The sequence below is a fragment of the Bradyrhizobium sp. SZCCHNRI2009 genome (assembly GCF_032485115.1).
Taxonomy (GTDB): domain Bacteria; phylum Pseudomonadota; class Alphaproteobacteria; order Rhizobiales; family Xanthobacteraceae; genus Bradyrhizobium.
Genome location: NZ_JAUEUH010000005.1, coordinates 1 through 22,142 on the forward strand (window position 1 = coordinate 1; position 22,142 = coordinate 22,142).

The window sequence follows — 22,142 nt, forward strand, 5'->3', positions numbered from 1 at the left end:
AACCACACCGCGCCAATTCGTCCTCGAAACAGATGGCGTTCACGACGAAACTACTGCCGACTTTTTCAACGGAATCGACCCAAAGCCGATCAGCGGCAGCATCCCCGGCGAAAGACTGGTTTTGGTCCAGAGACATCCGCACTTTGTTCAACGGCTCCTTAGCCCACGCGGACGGTATAGAGAAATTTTGGCGAATTAGACCAGCAATCGGTTACTATCACCAGACGATACTGAGCAGCTGCTTCCACACGCTATAGCCGCAACTCGCGAAAGCACTCTGCCAGCGAATGACGCACCCCAGCCTGTTCTAATCAATCCAGTTGCTGAATGTATTTGCAGCGCTGGGCCGAGCATATGCGCGATCAGAATTGCGATCTGTCTGGGCATCGCTGAGAGGACAAACAACCTGCGCCCGCGCTTCGTTGGTTGCGGATAGACGAGCTGTACGACGGGCTTGGCGTACGAAGGCCATAATCCTTCGCGCGCCCCGAGGTTGATGCATCCTGCGCTGACCCATCAGCACACAACCCGCCGTCTTCATTAGCGTCGCTAGGCCTCGAATAAGTTGATCCGTTTTGCGTCGATTACCGGTCGGCAGACTCGATAAACGCGGCCACCTCCCGCGGATGAGACAGCATCACTGCGTGGCTGCTATTTATTTCTTCCACTCGCGCACCGCTTCGCTTAGCCATCTTTCTCTGTGAACTGGGGGTTATCATGCGGTCCTGAGACGGGATCAGGAAGGAACTCGGCTTTGCCTTCCAGCCCACTTTTGTGGTCTTGGCTTCGACGGCTTTCAGTCCCCATGGCACTTGCGCGGCCGCCATGAACTCAGTCAGCGCCGCAGGGGAATCCGCCGCAAAGGAAGTCGGGAACTTCACGGGATCGACCAGCAGGTAACCGTCTTGCGGCGGCAGCAGGGGCGCCTTCGCCTCGCCAGGCTCTGCCGGCCAGTCATTCAGGGATGCGGCAGATTCGCCAGCGTCCGGCGCAAAGGCCGCGATGTAAGCCAGGCTCTTGACCTTCGGATTGTCGCCAGCCTGTGTGATCACCATGCCGCCATACGAGTGGCCAACCAGCACAACAGGGTATTTGGCTGCTGCGATCACGGCTTCCGTGGCGGCGACGTCACCCTCGAGCGTGATGGTCGGATTCTGGACCACCAGCACTTCGTATCCGCCCTTTTTAAGGAGATCGTATACCGCTTGCCAGCCTGAGCCATCGACAAACGCGCCGTGCACAAGGACGACCGATGTCGTTTTCTGTTGCTGAGCTCCCGCGGAGTTCGACGTGATAGCGAGCGCGCACATTGCCAGCAGAGATGCCAAATAGTTCACAGGAATTCCTTTCGTGTTGTGGGGCGTCGTGATAGATCGGCTACCTTTAAGTTCGTGCGAAAGTCTTGCGTCAGGGCCGTTCATTCGTTCGGTCGAGGAAGTCGCTGATCAGCGGCGCCATCACGTCGAGTTGGTCCTCAAGTGCGAAGTGACCGGTGTCGAGGATGTGTAACTCGGCGTCTGGCAAGTCGCGCAAATAGGAATGTGCGCCGGCTTCAGCGAAGACCTTGTCGTTCTTGCCCCAGAGGATTAGAGCGGGCGGCTTCCTTTCGCGGAAAAACGCTTGGAACGCCGGATAAAGCGGGATATTGGTCGCGTGGTCGTAGAGCAGGTCGAGCTGAATGTCCTTATTGCCGGGACGATCCAGCAGCGCTTGGTCTTGCACCCAATTGTCAGGACTTATGCGCGTCAGATCGCGGACGCCATCGGTGTATAGGAATTTAGTCGCGCGGAGAGAGACGAGGGATGAAAGCGCATTCCTCCGCTCCTCCGTTCCTTCCCTCCAATACGCCTTGATCGGGTCCCAAGCTTCCCGCAATCCTTCTTCGTAAGCGTTGCCGTTCTGGATGATGAGGGAAGTCACGCGCTCCGGATGCTTGAGGGCGAGGCGATAGCCGACCGGTGCGCCGTAATCCATGACGTACATGGTGTAGCGTTTCGCTCCGAGTTGATTCAGCAAGGCGTCGATCATCTCGGCATAGTTCGCAAAACTATAGGAAAAGCGGTTGCGATCCGGCGCATCGCTTTGCCCGAAGCCGGGGTAATCCGGCGCGATGATACGGTATCGGTGGGCTAGATTCGGAATCAGATTGCGGAACATGTGTGAGGACGTCGGAAAGCCGTGCAGAAGGAGAACGACGGGCCCATCTGCTGGCCCAGCTTCGCGGTAGAACACGTTCACGCCGCTGATGGCGGCCGTGCGGTAATGAACGGTTAAATCGCCTACGCTGCCGCCGGGCATTGGCCCGCAACGATGAGCGGGCGTTGCCCCCGGTCCACATGCAGAAGCCGTGGACCTCCCGAGCGATGGATGTGCGCTTACAATGGTTAAGGCGATGAGAGTCGCGCAAGAAAGGCGCATGGCAACTCCTTTATACGGTACGTCGTTCCTCAAACCCGATTATCTCACGTCTACGGATTCCGCGATTACTGCCGTACGTTCGGCCAGTTCGGGAACCCTGGCCAAGTAGGCCTGGTAATGTTGCGAGGCGCGATGTGCTTCGACCGCAGTGATATCTCGGTAGAGCTCATCAAGGACGTAACGATGATCGTTCGAAGTGTCGCGCCAAACGTCCCAACGCAGATTACCGGGCTCTGCCCTGCAATGCGGCGCAAGGCCGACCAGAAGTTCTCTCAGCTCATCGCTTTTGCCGGGGTGAGCAACCAGAAGAGCAGTAATCTTCGACGGCATCGCGATCGACCAAAACTTTTCAGAGTGACTGCTGGCTTCAGTTCAGCCAGGCGATGTTCGGCTGCCTGTCTTATAATTTTCTCAGTGCTGCCAGCAGCTCTTTTGCCAGGCGCCCGGCTGAGGCGGGATTCTGGCCGGTGATGAGACGTCCATCGACGACAACGTGAGGTTCCCAGTTTGCCACGGACGTATATTCGGCGCCCTCTGCCCGCAGGGCGTCCTCAAGTTCGTAGGGAACATCTTCGCGCGCGTAGTCGTACTCTTCCTTCTTCGAGAACGAAGTCAGCTTCTTGCCCTGCACGAATGGCTTGCCATCGCCAAGGTCCACCCCGAGAAGCGCGCACGGACCGTGACAAACGGCCGTCACGAATTTTCCCGTGCTCCAGGCGCGCACGACTGCATTTTGAACGATGGGGTTACGCTGGATGTCGACCATCGGCCCGAGCCCGCCGGGCACGAGAATGGCATCAAAATCCGCAGCATCCACCTCGGCAAGTTTGCGGCTGCGATTGAGGCGGCGAAAAGCCTTGCTTTCAAGAAAGGCCTTTTCCGCAGGATCTTTCTCGTCGTAGGCATCGTAGGGCGTCCATCCGCCTCTCAAGGAAGCGAACTCAACGGCGATGCCTGCCTTGTCAAGAACATCGAACGGATGCGCGACCTCGGCGAAAAAGAAGCCCGTCTTACGATTTTGCGGGCCGATCACCGCTGCGTTGCTGACGATAAACAGGACGTGTTGAGTCATGATTCGTTTCCTGGAGGTATCCATAAAGTCGAAGAGCGCCGCAACGACACTACCCGCGCGGCCCAGAACCGTATTTCCGAATCCTGCGGGATCATGAGCAATCCCTGCGGTACTCCGCATCGGAACGATCGGCATTCACCTCGATCTGGCCGCAGCACAACTCGCGATACTGCCCCGGCGTAAGGCTTGCGGCCTTGCGGAAGACGCGCGTGAAGTTTGCTTGCGAGCCAAAACCGAACTCCAGGGCGATTTCGACCAGCGACAGTCGGTTGCGCGCGAGCTCGTGCCGCGCAGCCTGGACGCGCCGATCGGTCACGTATCGGTGCGGTGACAATCCCGTCGCCTCGCGAAACAGCCGGGAGAAATGATAGGGGCTGAGACAGGCCTGAGCCGCCAGATCCTCGAGTCTGATTTCGTCTCCCAGAGACGACTCGATATAATCGAGCACGCGCTGCAGGCGCCGTGGATCGAGCGACGGAGACCTGTCGGGCGCACGCCAGCGGTCGATCGTATAGTTGCCCAGGAGATGCGCTGCAAGCGCGACTTGAATTCCCTCCACGAACAGCGCGTCAGTCGACTGGCGCGGACGATGAAGCAGATCCCGAAGCGGCGAGCAGATGTGGAAGAGCACCTGGTCCGTCAGACCGTGGGCGTAGGCGATCTCGATCCTTGCCGGATCGATATTGAAGTCCGCAAGCGCGCTCTGGTCCAGCAGCGCCGGCGGGAGGTAGAGGTGAAGACACTCCATCCGGTCCGAAAGCTCGAGATGGCTCTCCTGCGTCCCGACCGGAACGAGGTAGCTCATGCCGGGGCGCGCGAGGCTTTTCTGGACTTCACCGTTGCCGGTGCGACACACCATCCCGCCGCCGGACAGTAGCATTACCAGTTCGGTGCAGATAGGCACCGGCGTCGCCTGGCGCCCCGCTTCGAACTTGCGATGTTCGATGCTCAGCCCTGGCCAATCGTTGGCCGCCGCGAGCTTCTCGCTGTTCTGGTACTTCTGATCTCCATGAGTCACGAGTGCCATCACGACCTCCGCAAGTTGCGGCGAATCCCGGCCCCGTATCGCAAGAGAGCGATCATTCCATCCGGTAAATGAGTGCAGCCCCGGCCCGCTGCCACGCCGATCCTGAATTTCTCACAAGGACCGATAGCGAAGTCCAGAGGCGGCACGGTTAAAAGAAGTAAAAGGCAAGCAAAGCAAAAGGTTGGAGCACGCGCACCGCCGCTTCGAAAGCTGCTCTCATCGAAGATGAGCAAGATGCGTCCATCGTCGCGCAGGAATCGGGAATACCGCAACTTCTCAGCTGCGCTAATGAAGCTCATCAAACGGCAATGTCGCCGTATCAAGGATCGGAGCCTGCTATGAAGCCGCTTATTTCCGCGCTTGTTGCAATGTCGATCGCAACGGCCGTCCCCGCGGTGGCCGCCGAGAAAACCGTTTCCATCGTCCTTGTCCACGGCGCTTTCGTCGACGGCTCGGGCTGGAAGGACACCTACGACATTCTCTCGAATGCGGGCTATGAAGTGCTCGTCGTCCAGCAGCCGACGATCTCGCTTCGTGACGATGTCGCGGAGACCGAACGCGTGATCGCCAAGGCGCGGCATCCGGTCATCCTCGTCGGACATTCCTATGGTGGCATGGTCATCACGGAGGCCGGCGACAATCCGAAGGTTCAGAGCCTTGTCTATCTCGCGGCATATGCTCCCGACGCCGGAGAGTCTGTCAGCACGCTGTCGGAAGGCTCAGTGCCCGCCGGCGAGCAAAAGGGTCCGCTCGTCGTCGAAGGCAACTTTATCTTCGTCGACCGCGACAAATTCCCGACCTCTTTCGCCGGCGGCGTCGACGCTGCGACCGCGCGCTTCATGGCTGCGGCGCAATTGCCGTTTGGATTGCAGGCGGTGCAGTCCAAGGTCGACCGCGTGGCCTGGAAGACCAAGCCGACCTATTACATGGTCACGATGGAGGATCACATTATCCCGCCGACCTGGCTGCGCACCATGGCCAAGCGCTCGGGCGCGAAGGTGACGGAGATCAAAAGCGGCCACGCGGTGATGCTGTCGCATCCGCGCGAGGTCGCGGCCTTCATCAGAAGCGCGGATACCTCCGCGACCGAATGAGACGGGCGGCGCCGCGCACGGGCGGACTTGCCTGTCGCAGACGAGGACACGCAACATGGCCCTCAAGAATATTCTGCCGGGAAGATTGGGCTTCGGCGCGGCGCCGCTCGGCAACATGTTTCGCGACATCCCGGAGCAGGAAGCGCTCGCGACGGTGAGTGCGGCCTGGGACGACGGCATCCGCTATTTCGACACCGCGCCCTTCTATGGCGCGGGTCTTGCCGAGATCCGCATGGGCGCCGCGCTCGCCGACCGGCCGCGAAGCGATTATGTCGTCAGCACCAAGGTCGGAAGATTGATCCTGGACGAGATCGAGGATGTCGGCGCCCGCGACCTCGGCGAGAAGGGGGATGTGTTCAAATACGGGCGTCCGAACAAGATTGTGAACGACTATTCCGAAGACGCGACGCTGCGCTCGATCGAAGACAGTCTGAAGCGGCTCGCGACCTCCCACATCGACATCGCCTTCGTGCATGACGTGGCGCAGGACTTCTACGGCGACGAATGGCTTTCGGTGTTCGAAAGCGCACGCAAGGGGGCGTTCAAGGCGCTCGACCGGCTACGCGACGAAGGCGTGATCAAGGCGTGGGGCCTCGGCGTCAACCGGGTCGAGCCGATCGAACTGCTGCTGGCGCTGGAAGAGCCGCGCCCCGACGGCTTCCTTCTCGCGGGCCGCTACACGCTGCTCGACCATGCGAGGGCGCTTCAGCGTGTGATCCCGATGGTTGCGGAGCATGAGCTCGCGATTGTCGTCGGCGGCCCCTACAGTTCGGGCGCGTTCGTCGGCGGCCCGAATTTTGAATATGCGCCGGCGCCCCCGGAAATCATCGACAAGGTGGGGAGGATCAAGGCAATCGCCGACCGCTACGGCATCAGCATGAAGGCGGCGGGCCTCCAGTTCGTGCTGGCTAACCCGGTGGTGGCTGCCGTCATTCCCGGCGCGAGCCGTCCAGGCCGCATTGCCGAGGATCGCGCCGCGCTCGAGGAAGTCGTCCCCGTCGATTTCTGGCGCGAGCTGCGCTCGCAGGCGCTCGTCAACTCCGCAGCTCCGCTCCCCGGTTGAAGTGGGTGTGAGAGGGTGGTTCGCCGAGGTTCCGACCAATGAAGCGTCGAGATTGTGAGCACAGCGGTTCTTCGCAAGCCAAAAAAATAGCCACACCCGCGTGGTTTTGCGCAGCGGTCGTGAAAGTCAGAACGGCTCACTTCAACAAGTTTGCAGTGCATGATAATACCAAGCGATCTCTTCGATCGATTGGCAATGCGAAATGCGGACGGCCAGACGGCAACGGGGCGCACCTCGACAGAAGCTGACATTCAGCTTCGGCCCGTTTCGACTGGTCCCCGGCCGTCAGTTGCTTCTTCTAGACGAGCGCCCCGTCAAGATTGGCGGACGCGCCTTCGAGCTCTTGCGGCTGCTGGTGCAGCGCCGCGGCGAGCTGGTCAGCAAGAACGAGCTGATGGCGGCAGCCTGGCCGGGCACGTTCGTCCACGACAGCAATCTTAAGGTCAATATGTGGAGCTTGCGGCGCTCGCTGGGAGATACCCAGATCGAGCCCATCTACATCGCGACCGTGGCGCGGCGTGGGTACAAGTTCATCGCCGATGTCCGGGTCGGCATCGGCGAGATCGAGGGGGAGCCTGCGCTGGCCGATCCGCTCCCGCTTTCGCATGCGCCATCGCCGCGCGGCATCGTCGGCCGCGAAGCCGATATCGTTGAAATCGCCGATCTGCTCGCCGAGGACAGGCACGTGACCCTGACCGGCGCAGGAGGGATCGGTAAGACGACCGTAGCCCTGGCCGTCGCCCAGGCGTTCGTGTCAAGGTATCGCGACGGCGTCTGCTTCATCGATCTCGCGACAATCTCCGATCCTACTCTGTTCGGCGCGGCGCTCGTGACGGCACTCGGTATCCGAGGCAATACGGACATGGGGCTGGCTGCTGTCCTCGACTATCTGAGGCCGCGGCAGATGCTGCTCATCCTCGACAATTGCGAGCATGTGCTGCCAGCCGCCACGATCTTTGCCAGCAAGTTCATGACGGACACATCGCCATCCCGGCTGCTTGCCACGAGTCGCGAGCCGCTCGGCACCACCACTGAGCACGTCGTGCGGCTTGGCTCTCTATCTGCTCCGAGTTCAGGCCTTGGGCTGTCGGTGGATCAGGCCGTCAGATTCCCGGCGGTGGAGTTGTTCGTTCGACGCGCCGCCGAATGGTCGGATTACGAGTTCGTCGACGAGGATTGCGACGCCATCGCAGCGGTCTGTCATTCGCTGGACGGGCTTCCCCTAGCCATCGAATTGGCTGCCGCCCAGATCGGCAGGTTCACCCCGCGGGAGCTGTTGGTCGTCCTCGATCAGAGGCTTGGCTTTAGCGCGACCGGGGCCGCCGCCGGGCCGCCGCGCCATGAAACCCTGATGGCAACGATCGATTGGAGCTACCGGCTGCTGTCGCAGACGGAAGCCAGGCTCTTCGCCCTGCTGTCAGTGTTCAGTGACGGGTTCGAGCACGAGGATGCGGTCTTCGTCGCGGAAGCGGCAGGTCTCACGCCGATCGACGTCGCGACCGCACTCGGCAGTCTCGTCGCCAAATCACTGTTGAGCGCGCAGGCGCGGGGCGCGAGCCTGCGCTACCGGCTGCTCGATAGCACGCGTCGCTATGCCGCCGAGCGGCGTCGGGGCGATCCGGCGTGCAGCGGGGCGATGCGCCGCCATGCGGAGCGCATGGCTGCGCTGTTCGAGCAATCCGAGGAGGATTGGAAATGGCGCGAGCCGACCGATTGGACCGAGCGCTACCTTGGCCGCATTGCCGATTTGAGAAGTGCGCTTTCATGGTCGTTCGGCGAGCAGGGCGATGACATCCTCGGAATCAGGCTTGCGGTTGCTGCGATCACCCTGTGGTCGGAGACCTCCATCCTGTCGGAGGCGCAAGCGCGGTTGGAGGTCGCACTCGCGTTGGCCAAGCGCGTTCCATGCGACGATCTGTCCAAGGCAAAGCTCGCCTGTGCCCTCGGATGGAGCCTCTTCTACGCCCGCAAGAGTTCGAACGAGAACGAAGTCACCTGGCTTGACGCAATCGCATTCGCAAGGCGTGCTGACAGTGTCGACCTTCAGCAGCGCGCGCTGACGGGTTTTGCGTTCTATCTGCTCCAGATCGGCGAGATCGCACGTGCCATCACTTATCTCGAGGAGGCCACCTCGCTGGCCGACCGAGACCCCGATTCGACGGCGACATCCGAAGCCGACAAGGCCCTGGCCTGGGCCCACGCCTTCGCCGGCGAATTAAGCAAAAGCCGCCCGGTTCTCGATCGTCTCGCGTCAACCCATTCGCTAGTCCGGGGGCGTTCGCGCAAGGATGCGAATGAGGTCTACCGCTTCATCACCGTCCGCACCAACATGCCTTTTGTAGTGTGGATGCAGGGGCAGGCCGACTACGCCGCTCGACTGGCGCGTGAGGCCGTTGATGCTGCGGACCGCGGTGGCCATTGGGTGTCGCAGTCGAACGCACTTGGGCTCGCCGCACTTCCTATCTCGCTTGAAATCGGCGATCTTGACGCGCTCGATATGTTCACGGAACGCCTGCGTCGCAATCTGGAACGCGAGCGCATCTGGCGCTGGGTTTCGGTCGAGCGCTATTTCTCCGCCTGCCTGCGCGAATTGCGCAGCGATCCGCGCGCGGTGGAGGATATTCGGGCCGCGATTGACGAACTGATCGAATGCCGCTTTCTGATGCGGATCGGCAGCTATCTGGCTTTCCTCGCTCGTGCTTATCTGCGGCAAGGGCGGATCGCGCAAGCGCGTGACGCCGTCACGCGCGCCATCGACTATCAGGAAAGGCAGGGCGAGCGCTGGTGCCGCTCGGAACTTCAGCGAGTCAATGCATCTATCCTTCTTGAGGATGGCGAAACAGTCCGCGCTGAAAAGCTATTAAAGGAGGCGCTGGCTGAAGCTCGCGCTATCGGCGCGTTAACTTTCGCGCTTCGGATCGCCACCGACCTCGCCGCTCATTGGGCGGCGACAAACCGCGAGATGGACGCGGTTCAATTGCTCGCTCCGATTTTTGGCGAATTCACCGAAGGGTTTGGTACGCAAGACCTTGTTCGTGCCTCCCGATTGTTGGCTCAGATAGAGAACCGTACAAGTGGCGTAGGACTCTAAAAACATGCCCCCGAGCACAAGTTGGTGCAACTGGCAAGCCATCGGTCAGAAGGGCTACGAGTTCTGATTGGATTTTTACTCGACTTCTGGAGCGCGGCAAATGCCTCGGGCATCCGCTACTCTCGCGGATACTTCCGCTTCTGGTCCATCTCTGACCTTGCCACCGACGCCGGCTGCGTCCGGTGTTGGAGGGAAAGCGGACCAAAACGCGATTGCGCTGTGACGGTCGCTTTTGACCCTAACTCTGTGAAAACGCCGCGGGTCCGAGTTCCGAGCTCGATCCGGGCTGACGAGAAGGATCTTCCGGAGGTCCTTCGGCTCGAGCATGTCCTTCGTGATTTTCACGTGCTCGATCTCGTCGAAATATTCGGCTCGATCTCGGGTTGACGTGGACGATACGCCTTTGCGTGGCCGTTAGCCTTCTCTTTCACTATCGACAATGCATCCAGCTTCCGAGAGCGTTCAGGACCGTGAATTACTGAATTCATGGTCGCGTGATCGGGAGTGCGGCAATGGACGATCGAAAATATCTGACGCCAGAGGAAGTCTCGGAGCGCTACCGTGGCGCGGTCAGCGTCGGGACCCTTCGCAACTGGCGAGCGATGCGCGTCGGACCCGCCTTCGTCAAAATCGGGAAAGCGGTCCTATATCCGGTTGGCGAACTCGATGCTTGGGACAAGAGAAACATGGTGTCCTGCCGTGCGCCAGGACGATCACCGATGACTGGGCCTGATCAGGCGTGATGATCACGATTTGGCGTGCACTACCGTCCCCACTCTCCGTCCCCCGCTTGATGGTCGGCCTGCTAAATCCGTTATTCTTCAATTACATAGCTGCGGCGCTACGCTCATGCACAATCACCCTTCGGGCGATCCGACGCCGTCGCAGGCCGACATCCGGATGACCAAGACGATCGTGGAGATCGCCAAGCCGCTGGGCATCACGGTTCACGACCACATCATCGTCGGAAGGAATGGCCACACCAGCCTGAAGAGCATCGGGGTGATGTGAAGGCGCGACGCCGACGAGACGACGCATGCAGCGTGCTGCGGTCGGAGCTGCCAAAAGATCGCCGCGGGATGGACGAAACGTCGGGCCGGTTTGAACCGGACGTCTTCCCGCGCCGGCTAATGCGGGCGAAGCGTGGAGAGGAATGACGGATGCGCGCGCCCTTCATCGGACTGATCCTCGGCGTCCTGACCGTCACGGCGGCGGCTGCCTACGACGCCAACGATCCCGCCAATTGCAATGGCATCGGCTGGGACGATGCGCGGCCGCTCGTCGTCGCCAAAGTGAGCGGCCAGCCACGCGTGAACTTCGTCAAGAGCCCCTATGACGATGACTTCAAGGCCGCAGGCTGTCCCGCTGCGACCGACGCCTGCCGGAAGAAGGCGTACCTCGTCCGCGACGACCTCGTGCTGATCGGAAGGACCCGCGGCGATTTCGTCTGCGTCAGCTACCAGCAGCCGCATGCGAAGGCCCAGATCTGGACCACCGGCTGGTTGCCACGCGCAGCCCTCACCGCCGTCGAGCCGATGGCCGCGCCGGCGACGGCCGACTGGTCCGGAAGCTGGGAGCACCCTGGAGGGGGACTGACGATCAGGAAGGAGGCCGGCAACCGGCTCAGGATCGAAGGCGATCAGGTGTTGCCGGCCGGGCGCGAGTTGCGCAACGGATCGCTCGGCGCGACGGCAGAGCCCAAGGGCGGCCTGATCGCCTTCGTCGACGACGGCAGCACACCGTTCGAGCGGCCGAATGCCGGCGACGAGTGCCGCGTGCGCCTGCAGCGAATCGGCGCGCTTCTGCTGGTCGAGGACAACAATGATTGCGGCGGTGCCGGCGTCAGCTTCAGTGGACTCTATCATCGCAAATAGCCGCCGACGGCTCATGCCCAGCGGCGCGCCATTGCCACACAGACGACGACGATTCCGGCTGCGGCAATCATCGTTGCCGACACCGGCTCATGCAGCAGCAGGCTCGCGAAGCCGAGGCCGAGGAAGGGCTGCAGCAGTTGCAGTTGGCCCACCGTCGCAGTGCCGCCGCGCGCGAGCCCGCGGTACCAGAAGGCGAAGCCGACGAACATGCTGAAGACGGAGACATAGGCGAGGCCCAGCCACGCCGCGGCCGTGATGTCGTGTGACGCGCCGGGCAGCGTCAGCACCGCCATCGACAGCATCAGCGGTGCAGACAACAGCAGCGCCCACGAGATCACCTGCCAGCCGCCGAGCCGGCGCGTGAGCATGGCGCCCTCGGCATAGCCCAGGCCGCAGACGACGATCGCAGCGATCATCGCGAGATCGCCGATCGGCGCCGCGACGCCGTCCCGCGACAGGGCGAAGCCCGAGACCGCCGCAGCACCAAGTGCTGCGAACAGCCAGAACAGCGGCCGCGGCCGCTCGCCGCCGCGCAGCACGCCGAACAAGGCGGTCGACAACGGCAGCAGACCGACGAACACGATCGCATGGGCCGAGGTGATGTGCTGGAGCGCCAGGGCGGTGAGCAGCGGAAAGCCGATGACGACACCGAGCGACACGACCGCCAGCGACACCAGGTCGCGCCGGCCGGGAAGCGGCTGCCGCAACAGCATGAGACAAAGCGCGCCCAGCACGGCCGCGAGCGTCGCGCGTGCGCCCGTCAGGAACAGCGGCGAAAAGCCCTCCAGTGCCACCCGCGTCGCCGGCAGCGAGCCGCTGAAGATCGCCATGCCGATGATGCCGTTCCCCCAGCCTTCGATCGAACCCTTCATGCACGGCTCCTCCTCGCAGATCCCATAGCCCGATCAGGCTTGTTGCGGCAGCGACAAACCGATACAATTTCGACAATCTGTACTGATGCAAAGGGCAACACACTTGGGACCAGGGACGCCCGATTCCCGCCGAGGCGGCTCGCGGACCATCGCCGTGGTCGATGCGATCCGGCAGCGTCTGGCGACACGCGCGCTCAGCGCCGGCCAGCGCCTGCCCTCGATCCGCGCCTTCGCCGCGGCGATGGGCGTGTCGCCGGCCACGGTGGTCGAGGCCTATGACCGGCTCGCCGCCGAGGGCGTGATCCGTGCCCGGCGCGGCTCCGGCTTCTATGTCGCCGACACGGCGCTGCCGCCGCTGGCCCTCGCCGATCGCGAGCCGCGCCGCCCGCGCGCGGTCGACCCGTTCTGGGTGTCGCGGCAGTCGCTCGACGCCGGACCGGGAACGCTGACGCCCGGCTGCGGCTGGCTGCCGGCCGAGTGGATGCCGCAGGACGCGCTGCGGCGCGCGGTCCGCGCGCTGGCGCGCAGCGCCGGCCCTGTGCTGAGCGACTACGGCGCAGCGCGAGGATCGGCGGCGCTACGACGGCTGCTGCAGGGCCGCCTTGCCGGCATCGGCATCGACGCGTTCAGCGAGCAGTTGGTGCTGACCTCGTCTGGCACGCAGGCGATCGACCTGATCTGCCGCCTGCTGCTGCGTGCCGGCGACGCCGTGCTGGTCGACGATCCCTGCTATTTCAACTTCCTCGCGCTGCTGCGCGCGCATCAGGCACGGATCATCAGCGTGCCGATGACGCCGGGCGGACCCGACATCGCGCAGTTCGAGGCGATACTCGCGGCCGAGCGCCCGCGGCTCTACATCACCAACTCCGGTCTGCACAATCCGACCGGGGCGACGCTGTCGCTGCAGACGGCGCACCGGCTGCTCAACGCCGCGTCGGCGCATGACACGATCATCGTCGAGGACGACATCTACGGCGATTTCGAACCCGAGCCGTCGCCGCGGCTCGCCGCACTCGACGGGCTGACGCGGGTGATCCTGGTCGGCAGCTTCTCCAAGACTCTGTCGGCCTCGGTGCGCTGCGGCTACATCGCGGCGCGCGCGGACTGGATCGAACCGCTGATCGACCTGCAGATCGCGACCGGCTTCGGCGGTCCCGGACAATTCGCCGCGGAGACCCTGACCCAGGTACTGACCAGCGGCAGCTACCGCAAGCACGTCGAGGACCTGCGCGCACGGCTTGCGCGAGCGCGGCCGCGCGTGGCGGCACGGCTGCAGCGCATCGGTATCGCCCCATGGCTGATGCCACGCGGCGGCTTTCATCTGTGGTGCAGGCTGCCGGACGGCTGTACGGCGATCGAGGTGGCCCAGGCCGCGCTCGAGGAACACGTGGTGCTCGCGCCCGGCGACGTCTTCAGCGCGGCGCAATCCGCCGCGACGATGATGCGCTTCAACGTCGCGCATTGCGAGGATCCGCGCGTCATCAACGCGCTGGAGCGCGCGACAAAGCCACCGGCGGCGCGTTCGTCGCGCCACCAGGCGGTCAATTCAGCCGACCGATAAGACTTAGTAGCAGTAGCGCGGGTGCGCGCGGACCCATGAGCCGTCGCCGCGCTGCAAATAGCAGCCGTTGCGATAGGAATAATAGCCGCCACGACGGCGCTCGCCATCGGCCGCGATTGCAGCTCCGGTACCGGCCCCGATCACGGCGCCGATCGCAGCGCCCCGGCCGCCGCCGATCGCGCCGCCCAGGATCGCTCCGCCGGCGCCGCCGAGGATCGCTCCGCCGAGTACGTCCTGCGCGGCAGCCTGATGCACCGGCGCGACGACGGCGAGCGTGAGCAGCGCCGCAGCGCCAAGGCGGGTAGCAAAGGAAATCCCCAGACGTCGGATCATGGACAAGCCTCCGTTCCGGGCACGCTAGTCCGCCCGGCGCGGCCGTTCTTGATGCAGATCAAGGCGACGTCAAGGCAGGGCAATCCACGGCCTTGCCACGCGGCGCATCATGCCGCCACGCGCTGAGCCTGGGTGCGGTCCTCGATGATGCTGAGGAGATATCTCGGCTCGCCCTCGCCGATCGAGACCGGCAGCCGGCGCACGACGATGTCGCGCGGACCGTTCCCGGGTGTGAGGATGCTATGGGCTCGCGGCTCATCGTCGCCGTGCTCTGCGAGCTGGTCGCGGGCGGCTTCCTCGAGGATTGCGCCAGTCGGCGCGGAGAACAGTTCGCCCGGCGTGCGGCCGATGATGTCGCTGCGTGGCACGCCGAACAGACGCTCGGCGGCGCGATTGACGAACATGTAGCGCAGCGACTGCGCATCCTTGGCCAGCACCGCCTGCGGGATGTTCTCCAGCAATGCGGCGAGGAAATATTCGGCGCGCACGAGCTTGCGCTCGGCACGGCGCTGCGCGGTGAAATCCTCATGAGTGGCGATCCAGCCGCCGCCTTCCATCGGACGCTCCGAGATGCGGATGATGCGGCCGTCGGCGAGCTCGACCTCGACGATCTCGGCCCTTCGCGCCTTCATGCGCTCCCGTAGCGCGGCGAGGAACTCCGACGGCTTCTCACGCAGCAGGCCGAGCTTGGCGCGGTGTGCGAGAATCTCGCGTACATGCGCACCGGGCTTCGCAACCGAGGCAGGAACGCCGTAGAGCTTGCGGTACTGCTCGTTGACGATCAGCACATAGCCGAAGCTGTCGAGCATGATCAGGCCCTGGGCCATGTTGGCGACTGCGGCATCCAGACGCTGCTGGTTGCTGAGCGCGCCCTGCTCCAGCCGCTCGTGCTCGCGCAGGATGTCGGCGTGCTGGCGTTCGATCTCGACCTCGTGCTGCTCGAGCTCCTGAATCCGGAAGGCGCCGTTCTGGAAAGTCTCCACCGCATGGGCGACCCGTCCGATCTCGTCATGGCGCCGCGCATGGGGAATCTTGAGCTTGATGCGGCCGGCGGCGATGCGGTCGGTGACGCGGGCGATGTCCAGCAGCGGCATCAGCACGCCCCAGCGCAGCGCCAGCGCCGCGGCCGCGATCAGCACGATGATCACCGCCCCGAGCGCGCCCAGATAGAACGCGGCCATGCCGCGCGCGTCGGCCGCCTCGCCGAGCTCGCGGGTGCGGTCGGCATAGAGCCGCGACAATTTCTCGAGGTCCTCGTTGAGCGCGGTGCGCACCGCGCGATTCTCGTCATTGTCGCCGAGCTCGCGCGCCGCCGACGATCCGACCGAGATCGTCTGCCGCGCCATCTCGGTGCGGATTGCGACGAACTGATCGATCCGCTTCCTGAACGGGGCGAACAGCGCGGCGTCGTCATCTGTGACCCGGCTTTCCCATTCGTCGACCACCTTGCTCAGCTGCGCGATCTTCGCAAGCTGCGAATCGGCGTAGCGCCGCGCGACGGTGCGGTCCAACGACATGTAGATGCCGCGCGATTCCATCACGACCGCGTAGATCAGCGCGTTGGTGCGCTCGATGTTGCGGGCTGCAATGGAAAGCGCTTCGAGCCGATCGTAGAACAGGCGCTGCTCGCGCAGCGCCGACAGCGCGCCCAGTGTCGACAGCATCACCAGGACGGCGAACGCGGCCGCAGCCGCAGAGATCTTGTCGTTGAGGCTGAACGACGGCAGCGACCTGTTGAACCGGCGCAACAACTCACGCATGGCGGTCCCCCTCGATGGAGTACAACCATCAGACGCAAGATGCGTAAACAACAAGTTCCAATCAGTGGAACAGGCGTGTAACCGGCCGTTAACCAAATCCGATGCCGGAAGAAGCTTGCCCGCCGCACGGCAAGGGCGCTCAACGGCGCGCGTCTCGTCCTACTGCCTGAGCATGATCAGCGGATTGGCGCTGTCGGGCACCAGCCGCCACTGCGCATTGTCGTCCGCCTCGAACCGCCAGGTCTCGCCGCGGTCGGACATCAGCATCATCTGGCCGTGCTCGAGCCGCCACTGGCTCGGCGCGAACGCTGCGATCATGGGGTCGCATTTCGGCTTCACGAACACCTGGAAGTTGTCGTGGCCGGCGTCGTTGTTGGTCAGCACCAGGCTGCAGATCGTGGCGCCATTGCCGCGGACCATGGCCCAGTCGCCGATCATCTGGTCCATCGATTTCGCCAGCGACCGCGCCGCCGCCAGGTTCTGCAGGATGTAGACGCCTTCGCCCTGGCGCAGTCCCTCGAAGATGCCGGCCTCGACCTCGGTGAAGTCGATCACCGCTTCGCCATTGGCGGCCTGGAGACTGACGATGTCGAGGCCCTTCACGTTCCAGCCGGCGATGTCCTTGGTGAAGGGCAGCGCGGCGGCGCAGCTCGGCTCCAGCTCGAGCTTCTGCCCGCGCGGCGCCGCGTCCGGCTTCAGGGTCACGACGCAGGTCTTGCTGCGCTCGGTGGTCGCAAGCTCCCACTGCCCGATCATCGCTTTCTTCAGGCCGGCGGCGTCCTGCGCGACGGCAGGGACGCTCGCCACTGACGACAGCAGCGCGATCAGCATTGGGAGCGAGCGTTTCATCAGCGGCCTTTCACCGGCGTTTCCGGAACGGGCGTCAGCGGCGGCTTGCCGGCAAACCAGACCTTGAGATTGTCGACCACCAGCTGATCCATCGCGTTGCGGGTTACGATGGCAGCCGAGCCGATGTGTGGCAGCAGCACGACATTGTCCATCGCCTTGAGCGCGTCCGGCACCACCGGCTCCTTCTCGAACACGTCGAGGCCGGCCCCGAGAATCGTGCCGGACTTCAGCGCCTCGACCAAAGCCTGCTCGTCGATCACCGAGCCGCGGGCGACGTTGACGACGACGCCCCGCGGCCCCAGCGCCTTCAGCACCTCGGCGTTGACGATTTTGTTGGTGCCGGCGCCGCCGGGCACGATCACGATGAGCGTGTCGACGTCCCTGGCCATCGCGAGCAGGTCGGGATAGTGCTTGTTGGTGACGCCCGCCGCCGGGTTGCGCGAGTGATAGACCACCGGCACCAGCGAGGCTTCGAGCCGGCGCGCGATCGCCTGGCCGATGCGGCCCATGCCGACCATGCCGACGGTGCGGTCGCGCAGCGAGCCGACGCTCAGCGGATAGGGCTTCGACGTCCACTCGCCGGAGCGCACGAAGCGATCGGCCTTGATGAACTCGCGGCAGGTGGCGATCAGCAGGCCGAGCGCGACGTCGGCGACCTCCTCGGTCAGCACGTCCGGCGTGTTGGTGACGATGATGCCGTGCTGGCCGGCATGGGCGGCCGCGATATGGTCATAGCCGACGCCGAAGCTTGCGATCATCTCCAGCTTCGGCAGCATCGCCATCACGGCGGCATCGGTCTTCACGGTGTGGAAGGTCACGGCGACGCCGCGGATCCGCCCTTTCACGTCCGCCGGCAGCGCTTCGAGATCGGCCTGCGTCGTCGCATGGTGCACGGTGAAGCCGTCCGGGAACCCTTTCTCCAGGATCGGCCGCAGCGGCCCATAGATCAGAACATCGATCTTGTCAGACGAAGTGGCCGCCATCAGTTGTCCTTTCCAAGCGCGCTCTCGTGCCAGCGCCGCAAAACGAGGTGCGAAACTAGCGCCAGCAAGCCATAGATGACAATCCCGGCGACCGACAGCAGCACCAGCGCTGCGAACATGCGGGGTATGTTGAGACGATAGCCGGATTCGGCGATGCGATAGGCGAGCCCTGAGCCCGCGCCGGCGCTGCCCGCGGCGATCTCGGCGACGACGGCGCCGATCAGCGACAGGCCGCCGGCGATGCGCAGACCGCCGAGAATGTAGGGCAGAGCGGCGGGCAATTTCAGATAGCGCAAGGTCTGCCAGCGCGAGGCGCCGTAGAGCTGGAACAGGCCGGCGAGATTGCGATCGACCGAGTTGAGCCCGAGCGCGGTGTTGGACAGCACCGGGAAGAAGCCGACGATCCAGGCGCATACGACCACCGCGGTCTGCTGCGGCAGATAGATCAGGAGCAGCGGTGCGACCGCGATCACGGGGGTGACCTGCAGCACCACGGCATAGGGAAACAGCGCCCATTCCAGCCATCTCGACTGGTTGAACAACAGCGCCAGCGCGATGCCGCCGAGCGCGGCGGCGATGAAGCCTTCGAGCGTGGTGACCAGTGTCGTCAGCAGCGACTGCGCCAGAATGTCCCAGTCGGCAACCAACGTCTTCAGGATGAGCAGCGGCCCCGGCAGCACATAGGGCTGGATGCCGTTGACGCGCACCACCAACTCCCACGCCGTCATCGCTGCGACGAAAACCAAGGCCGGAAAGGCGAGGCTCGCCAGCCGCTCGCCCGCAACGGATGTCGCTCGCTCGGAGGCACCGCTCACAGCGCATGCACTCCGGTGTAGGCCGGCGCCAACGCGTCGGACACGCGACGGCAGTATGCGGCGTAGTCCGGCGAGGCCCGGAACGCATCATCGCGCGAGTCGACGTCGATCCGGATTTCGGCACTGAGCTGGCCGGGCCGCGCCGTCATCACCAGCACGCGCTGCGACAGGTAGACCGACTCGAACACCGAATGGGTGACGAACAGGACGGTCATGTTCAGGCTGCGCCACAGCGCCAGCAGGTCGTTGTTGAGGCGAAAGCGCGTGATCTCGTCGAGGGCCGCGAACGGCTCGTCCATCAGCAGGATGTCGGGCCGCGTCACCAGCGCCCGCGCCAGCGAAGCGCGCATCTTCATGCCGCCGGACAATTCGCGCGGGAACGCATCGGCAAAATCCGACAGGCCGACCTGCGCCAAGGCCGCATCGATCCGCGGCCGCGCCTCCATGGCCGGGACATGCGCAAGCTTCAACGGCAATCCGACATTGTCGCGCACGCTGGTCCAGGGCATCAATGTCGGCTCCTGGAACACGAAGCCGATGCGATGGCCCGGATGCGTCTCGGACGCGGACGCCGCGACATCGACCGCGCCGCCGCTCGGGCGCGCGAGGCCTGCGATCAGCCGCAGCGCCGTCGACTTGCCGCAGCCGGAGGGGCCCAGCAGCGAGACGAACTCGCCTTTGGCGATGGTCAGATCGATCGGCCCCAGCGCGGCGACGCCGGACTCGTACACCTTGGTGACGCCGCGCAGGCGTACCGCGGTCGCGACGGCGCGCTCGGACGAAAGGGGGGAGCTCATTTGCTGAAAGTGCCGCTCAAGCGTCCTACTTCTTCGGCCGGAGATCGATGCCGACGCTCTTGTTGACGAAACGCAACGTGTAGGACTTGCGATAGTCGATCGTCGACTTGACCACGCCGGCCCGCACCATCTTGTCGAAGAAGCTGGCGATGCGCTCCTCCGTCATGGCGCCGATGCCCTTCTCCACGCTGTCGCCGGAATCGACGATGCCGTACTCCTTCATCTTGGCGACCGAATAGGCCAGCAGGTCGTCGGTCATCTCCGGGTTCATCTTCTTGATCAGCGCATTGCCCGCCGAATTGTCGCCGTAGATGTAGTTGTACCAGCCGATGATCGAGGCATCGACGAAACGCTGCACCAGGTCCGGCTTGCTCTCGATCAGGTCGCGCCGCGTCTCGATCAGGGTCGAATAGGTGTTGAAGCCGTTGTCTGCGAGCAGGATCACGCCGGGCTTGAAGCCGGCGGCGCGCTCGACCGCGAACGGCTCCGACGTGACATAGCCCTGCATTGCGCTCTGCGGCGTGGCGATGAAGGGCTGCGGATTGAACGTGTAGGGGCGGACGTTCTTCTCGGAGAAACCGTATTCCGATTTCAGCCATTGATAGTAGCTGGAGATGCCTTCCTTGGAGACGAACAGGGTGAGCGGCTTCAGCTCGTCGAGCTTGGTGATCCTGGACTCCGGGTGGGTCAGGAACACCTGCGGGTCCTTCTGGAACATCGCCGCGATCGACACCACCGGCACGTTGTTGGCGACCGCGTCGAATGACATCAGCGTGTTCGCGGCCATGAAGAACTCGATCTTGCCCGAGATCAGCAGCATGCGGTTGTTCTCGTTCGGACCGCCCGGCACGATCGTCACGTCCAGACCGTAGCGCTTGTAGGTGCCGTCGGCGACCGCCTGGAAGAAGCCGCCATGCTCGGCCTCGGCAACCCAGTTGGTGCCGAACGAGACCTTGTCCAGGGTCTGGGCGTGGGCCGCCGAAATCGTCCCGCCCAAAGTCCCGCCGAGGACCAGCAATGCCGCCATTAACGTTCGCGGCAGAAGCGCCTGCGCCATGTCTGGTCTCCCCGGTTCTTTCTGGCTGAACATGTTAAGATCGTTCGGGTGATACCTACCCTGCCCCACGGACGAAGGAAACTGCCCGCACGATGACCCTGCCGCCCCGCGACTGGACCGAGCTGCACTGGCCCGCTGTGGCAACGCCCGAGAGCGCGCGCTGGATCGCAGTGCTGCCGCTCGCCGCCACCGAGCAGCACGGCCCGCACCTGCCTCTCGGCACCGACGTCTACATCGCCGAGGCCTATCTCGCCCAGGTGCGCGCGCTGCTGCCGCCGTCGCTGCCGGTGACGGTCCTGCCGGTGCAGCCAGTGGGGATCTCGACCGAGCATATCGACTATCCGGGCACGCTGACCATGCCGACCGAGGTCGCGCTGCGGAGCTGGCGTGCGCTCGGCGACAGCGTCGCGCGCGCCGGGATCAGGAAGCTCGTGATCGTCACCAGCCATGGCGGCAACAGTGCCGCGATGACCCTGGTCGCACAGGATCTGCGCGCTGATCACCGCATGCTGGTGGTGACGACGTCGTGGTCGCGCTTCGGTGCGCCCGACGGCCTGTTCTCGCCCGATGAGCTGCGGCACGGCATTCACGGCGGCGCCGTCGAGACCTCGATCATGCTGTCCCGCCATCCCACGCTGGTGCGCAGCGATGCGATCGCCGCTTTTCCCTCGCGCGGCGCTGAGATGGAAACGACCTACAAGGTGCTCTCGACGCAGCGGCCGGCGCCGATGGCCTGGCAGACGCAGGACCTGAATGCGGGCGGCGCGGTCGGCGATGCCACGCAGGCGTCGGCGGAGAAGGGCGAGCGCGTGCTCGACCACGGCGCGCGGGCGTTCTGTGCGCTGCTGGAGGACGTCGATAACTTCGACGTGAACGCGCTTGGCCGCGGCCCCCTGCCGGGCGGCTGAGCCAGATATAACACTCTGGATCTTCTGATGAATCTTCGAACGGCGTCGATCGCGATCAGGCGATTCGAACCGGTTTCGAAAAGGCTCCGTCCAATTTGGCAAGCGGCCGACGCCGGCCGCCGCAACAACAAACAGGAGCCTTCACCATGTCGATCAGGACCAAGATTGCCGCCCTCGCGCTGACCGCTCTCGCCGTGACCGGCAGCATCGCCGCAACGTCGACGCCTGCCGCGGCCAACGGCTTCCATCATCACCATTGGGGCTGGGGCGTCGGTGCCGGCCTCGTCGGCGCCGCCGTCGTTGGCAGCGCCATCGCCGCCAGCAACGACGGCTACTACTATGGCGGTGGCTATCGGTACTGCCGCTGGGTGCCGCAGTACAACGTCTACGGCCAGTATGTCGGCCGCGTCAGGGCCTGCGGCTATTGATGCTGGGCTTTCGTCGCGCCCCGCCCAGCCGCGGCCAAGGCTCGCCTCGCCAAATTCGCCACGGCCGGGCGTCTACCTGCCCCGATCTGCGATCTCGACAGCCCGCCCGGCCGCCCGGGCGGGCCGATTGTTGCGTGGGC

At 64.1% G+C, this 22,142-nt stretch carries 22 protein-coding genes; 9 read left to right on the forward strand and 13 right to left on the reverse strand.

Annotated elements, in window-relative coordinates:
- Positions 1 to 584: 584 nt before the first annotated feature.
- From QX041_RS18420 to QX041_RS18440, 5 genes are all read right to left on the reverse strand, one after another.
- Positions 585 to 1,310 (reverse strand): alpha/beta hydrolase, encoded by a 726-nt coding sequence (locus QX041_RS18420; RefSeq protein ID WP_042340409.1) that lies wholly within the window; start codon positions 1,308 to 1,310, stop codon positions 585 to 587.
- 97 nt (positions 1,311 to 1,407) lie between these two features.
- Entirely contained in the window at positions 1,408 to 2,298 is an 891-nt protein-coding gene (locus QX041_RS18425; protein ID WP_316159288.1) for an alpha/beta hydrolase, read from the reverse strand.
- A gap of 159 nt (positions 2,299 to 2,457) precedes the next feature.
- A complete protein-coding gene (locus tag QX041_RS18430; RefSeq protein ID WP_315706373.1) occupies positions 2,458 to 2,748 on the reverse strand; it encodes a putative quinol monooxygenase in 291 nt (96 codons plus the stop codon).
- Positions 2,749 to 2,818: 70 nt separating this feature from the next.
- Positions 2,819 to 3,490, reverse strand: a complete 672-nt coding sequence (locus tag QX041_RS18435) for a type 1 glutamine amidotransferase domain-containing protein (protein WP_015669964.1) — start codon at positions 3,488 to 3,490, stop codon at positions 2,819 to 2,821.
- Positions 3,491 to 3,581: 91 nt separating this feature from the next.
- Positions 3,582 to 4,517: a helix-turn-helix domain-containing protein gene (locus tag QX041_RS18440; protein WP_015669965.1), complete on the reverse strand. Its 936-nt coding sequence runs from the start codon at positions 4,515 to 4,517 to the stop codon at positions 3,582 to 3,584.
- Positions 4,518 to 4,855: 338 nt separating this feature from the next.
- On the opposite strand from QX041_RS18440, the gene QX041_RS18445 reads away from it, so the two are divergent.
- The 6 genes from QX041_RS18445 to QX041_RS18470 all read left to right on the forward strand — a co-directional run bounded on the left by QX041_RS18445 (position 4,856) and on the right by QX041_RS18470 (position 11,639).
- The gene (locus QX041_RS18445) at positions 4,856 to 5,611 is read left to right on the forward strand and encodes an alpha/beta fold hydrolase (protein WP_015669966.1); all 756 of its coding nucleotides are present in this window, start codon (positions 4,856 to 4,858) and stop codon (positions 5,609 to 5,611) included.
- A gap of 55 nt (positions 5,612 to 5,666) precedes the next feature.
- A complete protein-coding gene (locus QX041_RS18450; protein WP_316159289.1) occupies positions 5,667 to 6,674 on the forward strand; it encodes an aldo/keto reductase in 1,008 nt (335 codons plus the stop codon).
- Positions 6,675 to 6,876: 202 nt separating this feature from the next.
- Entirely contained in the window at positions 6,877 to 9,765 is a 2,889-nt protein-coding gene (locus QX041_RS18455) for an ATP-binding protein (RefSeq protein WP_316159290.1), read from the forward strand.
- A gap of 512 nt (positions 9,766 to 10,277) precedes the next feature.
- Positions 10,278 to 10,508 (forward strand): helix-turn-helix domain-containing protein, encoded by a 231-nt coding sequence (locus QX041_RS18460; RefSeq protein ID WP_083938734.1) that lies wholly within the window; start codon positions 10,278 to 10,280, stop codon positions 10,506 to 10,508.
- Between the two features lie 73 nt (positions 10,509 to 10,581).
- Positions 10,582 to 10,776 carry a JAB domain-containing protein gene (locus tag QX041_RS18465; RefSeq protein WP_315752322.1) on the forward strand — a complete coding sequence of 65 codons (195 nt, stop codon included), beginning with the start codon at positions 10,582 to 10,584 and terminating at the stop codon, positions 10,774 to 10,776.
- A 149-nt stretch (positions 10,777 to 10,925) separates the two neighbouring features.
- Complete coding sequence (locus tag QX041_RS18470) at positions 10,926 to 11,639, forward strand: hypothetical protein (RefSeq protein ID WP_316166200.1); 714 nt, start codon at positions 10,926 to 10,928, stop codon at positions 11,637 to 11,639.
- Between the two features lie 11 nt (positions 11,640 to 11,650).
- On the opposite strand, the gene QX041_RS18475 is transcribed toward QX041_RS18470, so the two are convergent.
- Entirely contained in the window at positions 11,651 to 12,511 is an 861-nt protein-coding gene (locus QX041_RS18475) for a DMT family transporter (protein ID WP_316166201.1), read from the reverse strand.
- An 85-nt stretch (positions 12,512 to 12,596) separates the two neighbouring features.
- On the opposite strand from QX041_RS18475, the gene QX041_RS18480 reads away from it, so the two are divergent.
- Positions 12,597 to 14,072, forward strand: coding sequence for a PLP-dependent aminotransferase family protein (locus tag QX041_RS18480; protein ID WP_316166202.1), 1,476 nt, complete (start codon positions 12,597 to 12,599; stop codon positions 14,070 to 14,072).
- Between the two features lie 3 nt (positions 14,073 to 14,075).
- On the opposite strand, the gene QX041_RS18485 is transcribed toward QX041_RS18480, so the two are convergent.
- The 7 genes from QX041_RS18485 to QX041_RS18515 form a co-directional block, all read right to left on the reverse strand.
- Positions 14,076 to 14,405: a hypothetical protein gene (locus QX041_RS18485; protein WP_316166203.1), complete on the reverse strand. Its 330-nt coding sequence runs from the start codon at positions 14,403 to 14,405 to the stop codon at positions 14,076 to 14,078.
- 107 nt (positions 14,406 to 14,512) lie between these two features.
- Positions 14,513 to 16,165, reverse strand: a complete 1,653-nt coding sequence (locus QX041_RS18490; RefSeq protein ID WP_316166204.1) for a PAS-domain containing protein — start codon at positions 16,163 to 16,165, stop codon at positions 14,513 to 14,515.
- Positions 16,166 to 16,324: 159 nt separating this feature from the next.
- Positions 16,325 to 16,921 (reverse strand): AprI/Inh family metalloprotease inhibitor, encoded by a 597-nt coding sequence (locus QX041_RS18495; RefSeq protein WP_315715433.1) that lies wholly within the window; start codon positions 16,919 to 16,921, stop codon positions 16,325 to 16,327.
- A 92-nt stretch (positions 16,922 to 17,013) separates the two neighbouring features.
- Positions 17,014 to 17,997, reverse strand: coding sequence for a 2-hydroxyacid dehydrogenase (locus QX041_RS18500; RefSeq protein ID WP_315715300.1), 984 nt, complete (start codon positions 17,995 to 17,997; stop codon positions 17,014 to 17,016).
- Positions 17,997 to 18,725, reverse strand: coding sequence for an ABC transporter permease (locus QX041_RS18505; RefSeq protein WP_315715432.1), 729 nt, complete (start codon positions 18,723 to 18,725; stop codon positions 17,997 to 17,999). Before QX041_RS18505 ends, QX041_RS18500 begins: the two co-directional genes overlap by 1 nt.
- An 83-nt stretch (positions 18,726 to 18,808) precedes the next feature.
- Positions 18,809 to 19,609 (reverse strand): ABC transporter ATP-binding protein, encoded by an 801-nt coding sequence (locus QX041_RS18510; RefSeq protein ID WP_315715299.1) that lies wholly within the window; start codon positions 19,607 to 19,609, stop codon positions 18,809 to 18,811.
- Positions 19,610 to 19,634: 25 nt separating this feature from the next.
- A complete protein-coding gene (locus QX041_RS18515; RefSeq protein ID WP_315715431.1) occupies positions 19,635 to 20,636 on the reverse strand; it encodes an ABC transporter substrate-binding protein in 1,002 nt (333 codons plus the stop codon).
- Between the two features lie 122 nt (positions 20,637 to 20,758).
- On the opposite strand from QX041_RS18515, the gene QX041_RS18520 reads away from it, so the two are divergent.
- Positions 20,759 to 21,574, forward strand: a complete 816-nt coding sequence (locus QX041_RS18520; RefSeq protein ID WP_316166205.1) for a creatininase family protein — start codon at positions 20,759 to 20,761, stop codon at positions 21,572 to 21,574.
- A 146-nt stretch (positions 21,575 to 21,720) separates the two neighbouring features.
- On the forward strand, positions 21,721 to 22,002 hold the full coding sequence (locus QX041_RS18525) for a hypothetical protein (RefSeq protein ID WP_316166206.1): 282 nt from the start codon (positions 21,721 to 21,723) through the stop codon (positions 22,000 to 22,002).
- Positions 22,003 to 22,142 lie beyond the last annotated feature (140 nt).

Bases quoted from the DNA above. Each gene is read 5' to 3' on its own strand.
- QX041_RS18420 (WP_042340409.1), bottom strand. From the start codon at position 1,310: ATGTGCGCGCTCGCTATCACGTCGAACTCCGCGGGAGCTCAGCAACAG.
- QX041_RS18425 (WP_316159288.1), bottom strand. From the start codon at position 2,298: ATGCCCGGCGGCAGCGTAGGCGATTTAACCGTTCATTACCGCACGGCC.
- QX041_RS18430 (WP_315706373.1), bottom strand. From the start codon at position 2,748: ATGCCGTCGAAGATTACTGCTCTTCTGGTTGCTCACCCCGGCAAAAGC.
- QX041_RS18435 (WP_015669964.1), bottom strand. From the start codon at position 3,490: ATGACTCAACACGTCCTGTTTATCGTCAGCAACGCAGCGGTGATCGGC.
- QX041_RS18440 (WP_015669965.1), bottom strand. From the start codon at position 4,517: ATGGCACTCGTGACTCATGGAGATCAGAAGTACCAGAACAGCGAGAAG.
- QX041_RS18445 (WP_015669966.1), top strand. From the start codon at position 4,856: ATGAAGCCGCTTATTTCCGCGCTTGTTGCAATGTCGATCGCAACGGCC.
- QX041_RS18450 (WP_316159289.1), top strand. From the start codon at position 5,667: ATGGCCCTCAAGAATATTCTGCCGGGAAGATTGGGCTTCGGCGCGGCG.
- QX041_RS18455 (WP_316159290.1), top strand. From the start codon at position 6,877: ATGCGGACGGCCAGACGGCAACGGGGCGCACCTCGACAGAAGCTGACA.
- QX041_RS18460 (WP_083938734.1), top strand. From the start codon at position 10,278: ATGGACGATCGAAAATATCTGACGCCAGAGGAAGTCTCGGAGCGCTAC.
- QX041_RS18470 (WP_316166200.1), top strand. From the start codon at position 10,926: ATGCGCGCGCCCTTCATCGGACTGATCCTCGGCGTCCTGACCGTCACG.
- QX041_RS18475 (WP_316166201.1), bottom strand. From the start codon at position 12,511: ATGAAGGGTTCGATCGAAGGCTGGGGGAACGGCATCATCGGCATGGCG.
- QX041_RS18480 (WP_316166202.1), top strand. From the start codon at position 12,597: ATGCAAAGGGCAACACACTTGGGACCAGGGACGCCCGATTCCCGCCGA.
- QX041_RS18485 (WP_316166203.1), bottom strand. From the start codon at position 14,405: ATGATCCGACGTCTGGGGATTTCCTTTGCTACCCGCCTTGGCGCTGCG.
- QX041_RS18490 (WP_316166204.1), bottom strand. From the start codon at position 16,165: ATGCGTGAGTTGTTGCGCCGGTTCAACAGGTCGCTGCCGTCGTTCAGC.
- QX041_RS18495 (WP_315715433.1), bottom strand. From the start codon at position 16,921: ATGATCGGGCAGTGGGAGCTTGCGACCACCGAGCGCAGCAAGACCTGC.
- QX041_RS18500 (WP_315715300.1), bottom strand. From the start codon at position 17,997: ATGGCGGCCACTTCGTCTGACAAGATCGATGTTCTGATCTATGGGCCG.
- QX041_RS18505 (WP_315715432.1), bottom strand. From the start codon at position 18,725: ATGACGGCGTGGGAGTTGGTGGTGCGCGTCAACGGCATCCAGCCCTAT.
- QX041_RS18510 (WP_315715299.1), bottom strand. From the start codon at position 19,609: ATGAGCTCCCCCCTTTCGTCCGAGCGCGCCGTCGCGACCGCGGTACGC.
- QX041_RS18515 (WP_315715431.1), bottom strand. From the start codon at position 20,636: ATGGCGGCATTGCTGGTCCTCGGCGGGACTTTGGGCGGGACGATTTCG.
- QX041_RS18520 (WP_316166205.1), top strand. From the start codon at position 20,759: ATGACCCTGCCGCCCCGCGACTGGACCGAGCTGCACTGGCCCGCTGTG.
- QX041_RS18525 (WP_316166206.1), top strand. From the start codon at position 21,721: ATGTCGATCAGGACCAAGATTGCCGCCCTCGCGCTGACCGCTCTCGCC.